Origin of the sequence: Pseudomonas sp. LS1212, assembly GCF_024741815.1 — a bacterium.
In the GTDB taxonomy this organism is placed as follows: Bacteria; Pseudomonadota; Gammaproteobacteria; order Pseudomonadales; family Pseudomonadaceae; genus Aquipseudomonas.
The window spans coordinates 3,467,141-3,479,740 of record NZ_CP102951.1 but is presented as its reverse complement, the minus strand read 5'-3'; the positions used below and the strand labels follow the sequence as shown (position 1 = coordinate 3,479,740).

Genomic DNA, 12,600 nt, shown 5'->3' with positions numbered 1-12,600 from the left:
GATGGAATAACCATGAACACAAGTGCAAACGTCGGGGCGGCGACTATCGCCCCAGGTTCGGTCAGCAAACCCCGGCTGGGACTGGGGGCATTGTTGTCGGTGGCTATCGGACTGGTCGTGTCCCAGGGCGTGATGGTGTTGATGTTACAGGGCGCCGGCATGGCCGGTATCGGTTTCATCGTGCCGTTGACTCTGGCCTGGCTACTGGCCCTCAGTTACGCCTGCTCGTTCTCCGAGCTTTCGCTGATGATTCCGCGGGCCGGTAGCCTGAGCAGCTACACCGAAGTGGCCATCGGGCAGTTTCCGGCGATTCTGGCGACCTTTTCCGGCTACGTGGTAGTGGCGATGTTCGCACTGTCGGCCGAGCTGCTGTTGCTGGAGTTCATCATCGACAAGGTCTACCCGCACGCTTTGCCACCACTCAGCGTGGCGCTGGGGGTACTGACGCTCTTCACCGTGCTGAACCTGTTCAACATCGACATCTTTGCCCGCTTGCAGACGGTGTTGGCGGTGGTCATGACGGTGGTGCTGCTGGTGATGGGTATGAGCGCCCTGGCCAGCGATGGCGTCGTACCTGCCGCCAGCCTGTTCGCGGCGGCGAACTGGAACCCCATGGGCCTGGGTGTGATCGCGTTGACGGCCATGGCCGTATGGGGCTTCGTCGGTGCCGAATTCGTCTGCCCACTGGTGGAGGAGACTCGGCGTCCGGAACGCAACATTCCTACCTCGATGATGCTGGGCCTGACCATCATTTTCGTGATCATTGCCTTGTACTGCTTAGGCGCCTTGCTCACCGTGCCCCAGGCCGAGCTGGTCAGCAACGGTCTGCCTCATTATCTGTTCGCCACATCTGTGTTCGGCGAAGCCGGCAAAGTGTTCCTTGTGACGGCGGCCATCACGGCAACCTGTAGCACCCTCAACAGTTCGTTGGCAGCGATTCCGCGGATGCTGTTCGGCATGGCCCGCAACGGACAGGCGTTCGGTATTCTCAAGCGCCAGGGCCGCCGCACCGGCGCGCCTTGGGTAGCCGTGTTATTCGTTTCGGCCGTCACCGGGTTGCCGCTGCTACTGATGCATGAGCATCCGGACGCCATCAATCTGTTGTTGCTGGCTGCTGCGCTGGCCTGGCTGCTGGCCTACATCATCACGCATGTGAATGTGATTGCCTTGCGCCGTCGTTACCCCCAGGCCAAGCGTCCGTTTCGCACACCTTTTTACCCGTTGCCACAAATTTTCGGCATCGCTGGAATGCTCTTTGCGATCTGGAATGTCTCACCGGCACCGGAAATGACAGTTTCTATCTTCAGCTACGCCGGTCTGGTCCTGGCGATCGTCTCGGTGATCGCCATCGTCTGGATCAAATACGTCATGAAAAAACCACTGTTCGTGCCTGAGCCGCTTGAACGCGTGCTCGGCAATGCTGCTGACAATGCCAAGACCCAAGGAGATATCTGAAATGACCGCACCATTTGAAAAGAGCCGCGACACTGCTGACTACCAGGCCCTGGATGCGGCGCACCACATTCACGCGTTCGTCGATCAGAAAGCCCTGAACGAAGAGGGGCCCCGGGTGATGGTACGTGGCGAAGGCCTGGCCCTGTGGGACAACGACGGCAACCGCTACCTCGACGGCATGTCCGGCCTGTGGTGCACCAACCTGGGCTATGGCCGCAAGGACCTGGCCGCCGCGGCCAGCCGCCAGCTGGAGCAACTGCCGTACTACAACATGTTCTTCCACACCACGCACCCGGCGGTGGTGGAGTTGTCCGAGCTGCTGTTCAGCCTGCTTCCCAAGCACTACAGCCACGCGATCTACACCAACTCCGGCTCCGAGGCCAACGAGGTGTTGATCCGTACCGTGCGCCGCTATTGGCAGATCCTCGGCAAGCCAGAAAAGAAGATCATGATCGGTCGCTGGAACGGCTACCACGGCTCGACCTTGGGCGCCACGGCGCTTGGCGGGATGAAGTTCATGCACGACATGGGCGGGGTGATTCCCGATGTCGCGCACATTGATGAACCGTACTGGTTCGCCCACGAAGGTGAACTGAGCCCGGCCGAGTTCGGTTTGCGCGCCGCCCGCCAGCTGGAAGAAAAAATCCTCGAACTGGGCGCGGAAAATGTTGCCGCCTTCGTTGCCGAACCCTTTCAGGGCGCCGGCGGCATGATCTTCCCGCCAGAAAGCTACTGGCCGGAAATCCAGCGCATCTGCCGGCAGTACGACGTGCTGTTGTGCGCCGACGAGGTGATCGGTGGCTTTGGCCGCACCGGCGAATGGTTCGCCCACCAGCACTTCGGTTTCGAGCCTGACACCCTGTCGATCGCCAAGGGCCTGACCTCCGGCTACATCCCCATGGGCGGCCTGGTGCTGTCGCGCAAGATGGCCGAGGTGCTGGTGCAGCAGGGCGGGGTGTTCGCCCACGGCCTGACCTATTCCGGGCACCCGGTGGCCGCTGCGGTGGCCACCGCCAACCTCAAGGCGTTGCGCGACGAGGGCATCGTCACCCAGGTCAAGCAGGACACCGGGCCATACCTGCAGAGCTGCCTGCGCGAAGTCTTCGGCAACCACCCGTTGATCGGTGATGTGCAGGGCGTCGGCCTGGTTGCCGCGTTGCAGTTCGCCGAAGACAAGGCCACGCGCAAGCGCTTTGCCAATGAAAACGACATGGCCTGGCGCTGCCGCACCATCGGCTTCGAAGAGGGCCTGATCATTCGTTCCACCCTGGGCCGGATGATCATGGCGCCGGCGCTGGTGGCCGAGCGTGCCGACATCGACGAGCTGGTCGACAAGACTCGCATCGCCGTCGACCGCACTGCGCGCGAGTACGGTCGCCTCTGACCTCGCCGCACTGACCTCGCAATACTGACCGGCACTCGCCGGTCAGGCTTTCCCGGACGAAAGCCTTTCCCCAACAACGATGCCGGCCCCAAGAGGCCGGCACGATGGAACCGTATTGGTCCTTGACCACGACTGCCCGGCAATACCCAACGAATCAAACATTCAGCTGAGGGAGCGTTCCATGTCCATATCCTTGCGTACCTGTGTTCCTTTTTCCCTGGCCCTGTTGTGCACCGGCGTGTTCGCCGAGCCGCAGAGCCTGACGGTCATTTCATTCGGCGGCGCCACCAAGCAGGCCCAGGACAAGGCCTATTTCCAACCCTTCACTGCCAGCGGTGCCGGACGCATCGTGGCGGGCGAATACAACGGCGAGCTATCGAAAATCAAGGCCATGGTCGATGTCGGCCATGCCAGCTGGGACGTGGTAGAAGTCGAAAGCCCGGAGTTGCTGCGGGGCTGCGATGCCGGGCTGTTCGAGCGCCTCGACCCGGCCCTGTTCGGTGACCAGGCGCAGTACGTGCCGGGTACCTTGACCGAGTGCGGCATGGCGACTTATGTCTGGTCCATGGTCATGGCCTTTGACCAGGACAAGCTGGCCAAGGCACCGACCTCCTGGGCGGACTTCTGGAACGTCGCCGACTTTCCCGGCAAGCGCGGCTTGCGCAAGGGCGCCAAGTACACCCTGGAAATCGCCTTGCTCGCCGACGGCGTGAAGCCTGATCAGATCTACAAGGAGTTGAAAACGCCGCAAGGGGTGGCCAGGGCGTTTGCCAAGCTCGACAAGATCAAGTCCAGCATCCAGTGGTGGGAGGCCGGCGCGCAACCTGCACAGTGGCTGGTGGCCGGCGATGTGGTCATGAGCGCAGCCTACAACGGCCGCATCGCCTCGGCGCAGAAGGAGGGCATGAACCTGAGCATCGTCTGGCCCGAAAGCCTCTACGACCCGGAATACTGGGCCGTGGTCAAAGGTTCGCCGAACAAGGCCCTGGCCGAACGTTTCATTGCCTTTGCCAGCCAGCCGCAGACGCAGAAGGTGTTCTCGGAGAACATTCCTTATGGGCCGGTGCATCGCGAGGCATTGTCACTGTTGCCTGCGCAGGTGCAGCAACAACTGCCGACGGCCGAAGCCAACCTGGCGAAAGCCCAGGCGGTGGATGCGGAGTTCTGGGTCGATCATGGCGAGGAACTGGAAGAGCGGTTCAATGCTTGGGCGGCTCGCTAGTTTTTAATTGTCTGTATTGACCTCTTCGCGAGCAAGCGCAACGCTGCCCGGCCCATTCCCGCAGGTATCGTGTCATTCTCCAAGGCACTGAAATCCTGTGGGAGCGGGCCGGGCGGCGTTGCGCTTGCTCGCGATGGAAGGCAAAGTCCCTTCCCGGTTAGAAGATACTTCGCCAATTCAATATCCCCATCACGCAAGCACTCGCGAATCAGCGTACTGCTGATCCGCTGATCCTTGTAGGCCGAGCCGCAGAACTGCCCTTCATACATAGATATATCAATCTGCCCTATATCAAGCCCAGGATGAGAGACCTGGTCCAGGATCGTTACGTTGTCTGGCTTGCTGCTTCCAGCTTACTCAGCAGCCACTCACTGAAGCTCCGCGCCAGCGGGTTGTTCTCACTGTCACGATGGGTCAGCAAGGCCCAGTTGGGGCCACGAATGGTTTCCTCAACCAAGGGTTGTAGCAACCCATTGGCGCGCGCTTGACGACTCAATAATTGGCTGACCAAGGCGATACCGAGCCCTGCACAAGCGGCGTCCAGCAGCAGGCCGGGGTCGGAGAAGTTCAGCCCCTGATCCTTCTGACCCACATCTATGCCTGCCTCTACTGCCCAGTGACTCCAGTCCATTTCCCGCTCGCCGTGAAGGGTTGTGCGCTGTTCGCGTGGCAGCGCCAACAGGCTCGGGTGACAAGCCGGGTAGAGGCGGTCTGCGTGCAGCACCTTGAAGCTACATTCGGCCTGGGAGCTGATGTCATCTCGCACGGCGAGGTCGATGGTCTGGTTGGTCATGTCCGGGACTTCATCGGTGCTGAATATCCAGAGATCAACTTCCGGATGCTGGCGGCGGAAATCTTCCAGGCGTGGCAGTAGCCAGTGACGGGCGAACGCCGGGGTGGTGTTGAGGACCAGTTGGTTGGGTTTCTGATACTGCCCAAGGCGGCGAATGCCGACGGCAAGTTGTTGCAGCAGCGCCTGGGTGGTGCTGAGCAGGTCGTGACCCGCATCGGTCAGGCTTACGCTGCGTCCACTGCGAAAGAACAAGGGTTGTTCCAGGTACGCCTCAAGGCTGCGGATCTGCTGACTGATTGCCGACTGGGTGAGGTGCAGCTCGGCGGCGGCCTTGTGGAAACTGCCCAGCCGGGCAGCGGCTTCAAAGCCGCGAAGGGAGCTGAGCGGTGGCCAGTGCTTGAGCATATTGATAAGTTCCTCTAATCACTTTTCTGCAAAAACCATCGTTTGTTTGCCCTATTTTACAGCCGTAGCATACATGCCAAGACCGCCAAGGCAGTTTTGTTGAACACAATGGCTTAACTAAAAGGGCTTTTTATCATGCAGCATGTCATGCAGCAGAATGAAATTCGAAACAGTGGTTGGTGGATGCCGGCAGAGTGGGCCAGGCACGCCGCGACCTGGATGGTTTGGCCGCACAACAAGGCACTCTGGGAGTCAGGTTGGGGCGTCACATTGCCGCTGGTGCAAGAGGACTTCGCTCGCGTGGCCAACGCCATTGCCCGTTTCGAACCGGTAAAAATGGTCGTCGACCCCTCTGCTGTCACCCGTGCCACAGCCTTGTGTGGACCCAACATCGAACTGATCGAGTTGGCGGTGAACGACAGTTGGTGCCGGGACTCCGGCCCGAGCTTCGTCTGCCACCCGCAACAAGGCCTGGCCGGTGTGAGCTGGCGCTTCAACGCGTGGGGTGGGAAGTCGGCCTTTGACCTTGACGAAAGCCTGGCGCGCCGCGCACTCAATCACCTGGGCATGCAGTGCTTTGGTACGCCACTGAGTAACGAAGGCGGTGCCATTCATGTCGACGGCGAAGGCACGCTGATCACCACCGAGTCGGTATTGCTCAACCCCAATCGCAACCCGGGCATGAACAAGGCGGAGATGGAGGAGATCTTCACGCGCCTGCTGGGCGTGAAGAAGACCGTCTGGCTACCGGGCGATCCGGACCATGTGACCGGCGACATGACTGACGGCCATGTCGATGGCGTGTGCGCGTTCGCCCGCCCTGGCGTGTTGCTGGTGGACGCCACTCACGACAAGAACTCGGTGTATGCCGAGGTTGTACGAGAAAACCGTCGCGCGCTGGAACTGGCAACCGATGCCCAGGGCCGCAAGTTCGAGCTGATCGAACTGTATGAAGCCACCGATGCCGTGGACACCGAGGCTGAAGTGTTCTGTGCCTCCTACACCAATTTCTACATCGCCAACAACGCCATCATCATGCCGGCCTATGGCATTGATGCCGACAAGGCGGCTGCCGAAGTGTTGGCTCAGGCTTTCCCGGGGCGCGAGGTGGTACCGGTGCGGATCAATCATCTGGCGCATGGCGGCGGCGGTGTGCATTGCATCACCCAGCAACAGCCAGCCTGGCCACTGAAGGGTTAATGCCATGACCATTCTGACTATTGCCACAACTCAGATGCCCTGTACCTGGGATCTTAAAACCAACCTTGATCAGGCCGAGCAATTGGTGCGTGAGGCGGCTGCCAAGGGCGCCCAAGTCATCCTGTTGCAGGAGCTGTTTGCCACACCGTATTTCTGTATCGAGCAAAGCCACAAACACCTGGCGCTGGCCGAAGAATATCGAGACAGCAGTGTACTCAAGCGCTTTGCAGCGCTGGCCAGTGAGTTGGGTGTGGTGCTGCCGCTGAGCTGGTTCGAGAAGGCGGGCAATGCCTACTTCAATTCCTTGAGCGTGGCCGATGCCGATGGGCGCCTGCTGGGTGTGTACCGCAAGACCCATATTCCCAACGCCATTGGTTATCAGGAGAAGGAATACTTCAGCCCCGGCGATACGGGCTTCCGTGTCTGGGACACGGCTTTCGGGCGCATCGGTGTGGGGATCTGCTGGGATCAGTGGTTCCCCGAGACCGCGCGTTGCCTGGCGTTGATGGGCGCCGAAGTCTTGCTGTTTCCCACCGCCATTGGCTCTGAACCTGGCTGCGCAGCGCTGGATTCACGTGACCACTGGCAAATGACCATGCGCGGCCATGCCGCCGCCAACATCTTGCCGGTACTGGCGGCCAATCGCGTTGGCCGAGAAGTGGCGACCACCGATCCGACCCTGCAGATGAATTTCTACGGCTCGTCCTTTATCTGCAACCACAAGGGCAAATTGCTCGCCGAGGCCGACCGTGACAGCACCGGCGTGCTGGTCCACAGCCTGGACTTGACCGCCATGCGCGAAGAGCGTCTTGGCTGGGGCATTTATCGCGACCGCCGTCCAGACATGTACGGGGCGCTGTTAAGCCAGGATGGTCGTCACATCACTGCACGCTGGAATACTCAAGGAGTTTGACATGCACGTTGCCAACAAACGGTTGCTCAGCGCCTTGGGATTTGCACTTAGCTGTGCCTTGCCGTCGCTGCACGCGGAGGAGAAAACCCTCAGGCTGTACAACTGGGCCGACTATTTTGCCGAGGACACCCTTACCCGATTCACCAATGAGACCGGGATCAAAGTGATCTACGACGTCATGGATGGCAGCGAAGTGTTGGAAGCCAAACTGATGGCCGGCGGCAGTGGTTATGACCTGATCTTCCCGGGCGACACCGTTGCCGAGCGCTTGATGCGCGCCGGCAGCCTGCAGCCGCTGGACCGGTCAAAGCTCACGGCCCTGGATGACATCGAACCCGGTTTGCAGAAGCTGCGTACGCATTATGTGCATTCGAGCCAGGCCACCGTCCCCTACACCTGGGGCACCATTGGCCTGACCTACAATGCCGAGCAGATCAGCCAGCGCATGCCGGATGCCCCGGTCAACAGCCTGGACATGCTGTTCAAACCGGAACTGGCCGCCAGGTTTGCCGATTGCGGCATCTCGATGATCGACTCGCCCGACGAAGTGCTGGCGGTCGTGCTCAATTACCTGGGCCGGGAGCCACGCAGCGCCAGGCCCGAGGACCTGGCCGCGGCGAGTGAACTGCTGCTCAAACTACGGCCGTACATTCGCAAGTTCCAGTCGCAACCGGTGACCGACCTGGTGAACGGCAACCTGTGCCTGTCGCTCGGTTACAGCGGGGACATGACTCAGGCGCAACGAACGGCGGATAGCGCAGGCAAGCAAACCACGTTCCAGTACCGCATTCCTCGTGAAGGCACCACGGTGTGGATGGACACCATGGCGATTCCTGTCGACGCCAAACATCCGGAGTACGCCTATGCGTTCATCAACTTCGTCATGCGCCCGCAGAACATGGCCGCGATCAGTAACTTCACCGGCTATCCCACCTCCAATGCCAAGGCACGTCCGAGCGTCGATGCGACAATGCGCAACAACCCGGATATCTATCTCGACGATGCCACTTATGAACGGCTGATTCCTGGCAAGGACATTCCCCAGTCCGATATGCGGGCGCGCATGCGAACCTGGACCAAGTTCAAGACTGCCGCCACGAAATGACTTCAGGCAAATATTCAGGGAGCAACACATGTCTACGCGTCGTGCGTTCATCAAGCAGGTATCGGTAGTGGCCGGTTTGGGCGCAGCAGCGTCCATCGGCCTTGGCCTGACGCCCTTGCACGTGCAAGCAGCCACCCCGGGCAGTTGGCGCATGCCGGATGAGGGCGACAGACACCAGCGGGCCTTCGTCGCTTTTGGCGCACAGGAGGCTATCTGGGAGGATTTCACCCCTCACGTGCAAGAGGCCATTGGCCTGATCGCTCGCACCGTCGCCCGCTATGAGCCGGTGACTGTGTTCTGTCGCGAGAGCGAACGGGGTCTGGCCGAAGAACACTGCGGTACGGCCAACATCACCTACGTCACCACCGAACTCGACGATATCTGGATGCGTGATATCGGAGCCAACTTTGTCATCGATGGGGAAGGCGGGCTTGGCGCCGTGGATTTCAACTTCAACGGCTGGGGCAACAAACAGCAGCATAGCGAGGATACGCAGTTGGCCGCCCTGGTTGCCAGCACCGTGGATGCCCGTTACATCCGCAGCGAGTTGGTGGGCGAGGGCGGGGGTATCGAAGTGGATGGTCACGGCACGGGGATCATGACCCAAAGCTGCTGGCTCAATACCAACCGCAACCCCGACTGGAGCAAGGCCGATGTCGAGCAAGAGCTGAAAGCCCGCCTGGGCTTGCGCAAAATCATCTGGCTGCCTGGCATCAAAGGCAAGGACATCACTGATGCCCACGTCGATTTCTACGCGCGGTTCGTCAAGCCAGGGGTCGTGATAGCCAACCTCGACAACGACCCCGAGTCATACGACCACAAAGTGACACTGGCCCATTTGGACATTCTCAAAACTGCCACGGATGCCGATGGCCGCAAGCTGCAGGTGCATACCGTATCGCCACCGCTCAATCCACGAAAGAGCAGGTTCAGCAACAACAACCCGGACTTTGCTGCCGGCTACATCAACTACTTCGTCATCAACGGGGCGGTCATTGCGCCCGAGTTTGGTGACAGGGCGGCGGATAGCAGAGCTTTTGATCTGTTGAGTGAACTCTACCCGGATCGGGAGGTGGTGCAGATCAACATCGACGCAATTGCCGCTGGTGGTGGCGGGATTCACTGTGTGACCAGTCACCAGCCGGTGGCTTAGTCTGGAACAACGCTTTTCCCTCTGGAAATGCAAGAGTCAGAAACGAGTTAAAGCGGGGAAATTGTAGCAAGCGCACCAATCAAGACAGTTAACGCCAGAAACCCACCCAGAAAAAATGCCAACTTCAACATTAGGCCTCCAAAATTTTCAGTCTACGATGCAGCGTCATTGTAAGGCGGGGGGTGAATTCGCTACAGAAGCAGGTAGCAGAGAAAAATAGGGATCAGACCGACAAAACAGCGAATCTCGAAGAGACCCAGTATCCAGCGGTTTTTAAATCCCGAGATCCGACATTCGGATTGAACATTGTGCGCGCACCGAACATCAAACTCCTTGCCCCTACAAGGGTGACGCCAATTATTTCAGCCTGAGCGCCGACGGAAAGACCGCGGAAAACGCGGTCTGGAACCTACGGAGAAACGTACCCGACGGTGGCGGAAATCAAGAAGCACGTCGCCTTTTACGCTGACAAGCTAACCTTCGAAATCGAAGGAACACTTGCCAGCAGTCACGCATCATGGCTTTTCGGGTAGGGGCGAAGTGCACAAGCACTTCGCCCTGGCTCGGTCATGGAAAGAACGTACGAAGCCCTGCCTCCTCTGGAAATGCCAGAGGATTGACAGACCAGCGCAGCGACGACTTACCGGAGAGAAAACCTGATGACCAGCACCGTAAGTGAGCTACGCGACCTCCCCGCCAGTAGCGCGCTTCTCAAGCGCTACCAGACTATTCGCAGCCGGACAGAGAGCCTGATTGCACCGCTCAGCCCCGAGGACATGGTCGTCCAGTCAATGCCAGATGCCAGCCCCGCCAAGTGGCACATGGCGCACACCACCTGGTTTTTCGAGACGTTTTTGCTGGCCGAAAACGTCGTCGACTACCACCCGTTCGATCCGGCGTTCGGTTACCTGTTCAACTCCTATTACGAAGCCATCGGCCCTCGTCATCCCCGGGCGCAACGCGGGTTGATGACCCGTCCGAGCGTGGACAAGGTGCTGGACTACCGCAAGCATGTCGATGAACACATGCGTACCTTGCTGGAGTCGGCGTTGCCCGACGGCACCGCCGAATTGATCGAGCTGGGTCTGGCCCATGAGGAGCAGCATCAAGAGCTGTTGCTGATGGACATCCTGCATTTGTTCAGTACCTCCTCTCTCAAGCCAGCCTATGACCTGCGCTGGCCCATAGACCTCTCCGGGCGTCGCGGCCAGTACAAGCCGTTCAAGGGCGGGCTGACCGAAATTGGTCACAAGGGCAAGGGTTTCGCCTTCGACAACGAAGGCCCAAGACACACCACTTATCTGCAATCCTTCGAGATCAGCGACCGCCTGGTGACCAACGGTGAATGGTTGGCCTTCATGGCGGACGGCGGCTACAGCAAAGCCAGCCTATGGCTGTCAGACGGCTGGGCGGTAGTGCAGCAAAACGGCTGGAACGCCCCGCTCTATTGGCAGCACGACGACCTGGGTTGGCGGCAGATGACTTTGCGCGGTCTGGTAGCCATCGACCCGGCGGCTCCGGTGATCAGCATCAGCTACTACGAAGCCGCTGCGTTTGCCCAATGGGCCGATGCACGCCTGCCTACCGAAGCCGAGTGGGAAGCCGCCGCTGAGGCCGGCCTGCTGGAACAAGTCGATAACGTGGCGTGGCAGTGGACACAAAGTGCGTACAATGCCTACCCGGGATTCCGCCCGGCGGACAGCGCGGTGGGTGAATACAACGGCAAGTTCATGATCAACATGATGGTCTTGCGTGGCGGTGCCAGCATCACCTCTCCCGGCCATGCCCGCTCGACCTATCGCAACTTTTTCGGCCCGGACAAGCGCTGGATGTTCTCCGGTCTGCGGCTGGCCCGGGATGCGCGCCAGCCGGGTGCGGTGAACAACCACGACAGTGAATTTGGCCGGGATGTCATCGGCGGCTTGTCGGCCTCGGTGAAGAGCCTGTCACCCAAATACTTCTACGATGCAGCGGGCTCCGAGCTGTTCGAGGCCATCTGCGAGACGGCCGAGTACTACCCGACGCGTGCCGAAACCGGTCTGCTGACCCGAGTAGCGCAACAGGTAACCGATGCGATTCCAGTGGGCGCGGCGCTGGTGGAGTTCGGCAGCGGCGCCAGCATGAAAACCCGCCTGCTGCTCGACGCCGCGCCACAGATTGCGCTGTACGTGCCCATCGACATCAGCGCCAATGCGCTGAAGAAGGCCGCCGCACTGCTGAAAAAGCAGTACAAGCAATTGAAGGTCGCGCCGCTGATCGATGATTTCAGCCGTGCGCTGCAATTGCCGGCCGAAGCTGCCGGGCACACCTGCGTAGGGTTCTTCCCCGGTTCGACCATTGGCAATTTCACCCATGATCAAGCCGTGAAGTTCCTGCGTTCGGCCCACGCGTTATTGGGTGATGAGGCACACTTTATCGTTGGGGTGGATCTGGTCAAGGACGCCGGCATCCTGGTCGCTGCTTACGACGACGCCGAAGGGGTGACCGCGCGGTTCAACAAGAACCTGCTGATCCGCATCAACCGCGAATTGGAGGGTGACTTCAATATCGAGGCCTTCGACCATCTGGCGCTGTGGAATGACACCGATGAGCGCATGGAGATGTATCTGGTGAGCCGCCACGAACAAGTGGTCAAGGTCGCCGGGCACACCTTCCATTTCAGCGACGGCGAACGTTTGCATACCGAGAACTCGCACAAATTCACCGTCGAATCGTTCACCGAACTGGCGGCGCGTGCCGGCTGGTCGGTCAGCGGTTACTGGGTGAGCGAGACGCCGCAGGTGGCGTTGTTTAGTTTGAAGGCGTGATTTTGCGCTATCTCTGCGGCGAATGACGGCCCGTGTAGCCGCTGCCGAAGGCTGTCGCAGTGGCGCACCAGCTCGCCTGCGTAGCAGGCGCAGGATCTCAAGGTCGCCATTTAACTTAATGACGCGGCCCCTGTAGGATCGGGGCTTGCCGGATCGCCGGACC

The 12,600-nt window shown here is 60.0% G+C and carries 10 protein-coding genes; 9 read left to right on the top strand and 1 reads right to left on the bottom strand.

Going from position 1 to position 12,600, the window contains the following annotated elements:
- Positions 1 to 12: 12 nt before the first annotated feature.
- From NVV94_RS16225 to NVV94_RS16215, 3 genes are all read left to right on the top strand, one after another.
- Complete coding sequence (locus NVV94_RS16225; RefSeq protein ID WP_258443400.1) at positions 13 to 1,455, top strand: APC family permease; 1,443 nt, start codon at positions 13 to 15, stop codon at positions 1,453 to 1,455.
- 1 nt (position 1,456) lies between these two features.
- On the top strand, positions 1,457 to 2,839 hold the full coding sequence (locus NVV94_RS16220; protein WP_258443399.1) for an aspartate aminotransferase family protein: 1,383 nt from the start codon (positions 1,457 to 1,459) through the stop codon (positions 2,837 to 2,839).
- Between the two features lie 181 nt (positions 2,840 to 3,020).
- Entirely contained in the window at positions 3,021 to 4,061 is a 1,041-nt protein-coding gene (locus tag NVV94_RS16215) for an ABC transporter substrate-binding protein (protein ID WP_258443398.1), read from the top strand.
- Positions 4,062 to 4,386: 325 nt separating this feature from the next.
- Here the strand turns inward: NVV94_RS16215 and NVV94_RS16210 are convergent, their stop codons facing one another.
- Positions 4,387 to 5,259, bottom strand: a complete 873-nt coding sequence (locus NVV94_RS16210; RefSeq protein ID WP_258443397.1) for a LysR substrate-binding domain-containing protein — start codon at positions 5,257 to 5,259, stop codon at positions 4,387 to 4,389.
- Positions 5,260 to 5,406: 147 nt separating this feature from the next.
- Here NVV94_RS16210 and NVV94_RS16205 point away from each other — a divergent pair, with 147 nt between their 5' ends.
- From NVV94_RS16205 to egtB, 6 genes are all read left to right on the top strand, one after another.
- Positions 5,407 to 6,459: an agmatine/peptidylarginine deiminase gene (locus NVV94_RS16205; protein WP_258443396.1), complete on the top strand. Its 1,053-nt coding sequence runs from the start codon at positions 5,407 to 5,409 to the stop codon at positions 6,457 to 6,459.
- A gap of 4 nt (positions 6,460 to 6,463) precedes the next feature.
- Positions 6,464 to 7,372, top strand: coding sequence for an N-carbamoylputrescine amidase (gene aguB / locus NVV94_RS16200; protein WP_258443395.1), 909 nt, complete (start codon positions 6,464 to 6,466; stop codon positions 7,370 to 7,372).
- Position 7,373: 1 nt separating this feature from the next.
- Complete coding sequence (locus tag NVV94_RS16195) at positions 7,374 to 8,477, top strand: extracellular solute-binding protein (protein ID WP_258443394.1); 1,104 nt, start codon at positions 7,374 to 7,376, stop codon at positions 8,475 to 8,477.
- Between the two features lie 28 nt (positions 8,478 to 8,505).
- A complete protein-coding gene (locus NVV94_RS16190) occupies positions 8,506 to 9,630 on the top strand; it encodes an agmatine/peptidylarginine deiminase (protein WP_258443393.1) in 1,125 nt (374 codons plus the stop codon).
- A gap of 277 nt (positions 9,631 to 9,907) precedes the next feature.
- Positions 9,908 to 10,099, top strand: coding sequence for a DUF427 domain-containing protein (locus NVV94_RS26960; RefSeq protein WP_408733511.1), 192 nt, complete (start codon positions 9,908 to 9,910; stop codon positions 10,097 to 10,099).
- Positions 10,100 to 10,289: 190 nt separating this feature from the next.
- Entirely contained in the window at positions 10,290 to 12,437 is a 2,148-nt protein-coding gene (egtB, locus tag NVV94_RS16185; protein ID WP_258443392.1) for an ergothioneine biosynthesis protein EgtB, read from the top strand.
- The last annotated feature ends 163 nt before the right edge of the window (positions 12,438 to 12,600 follow it).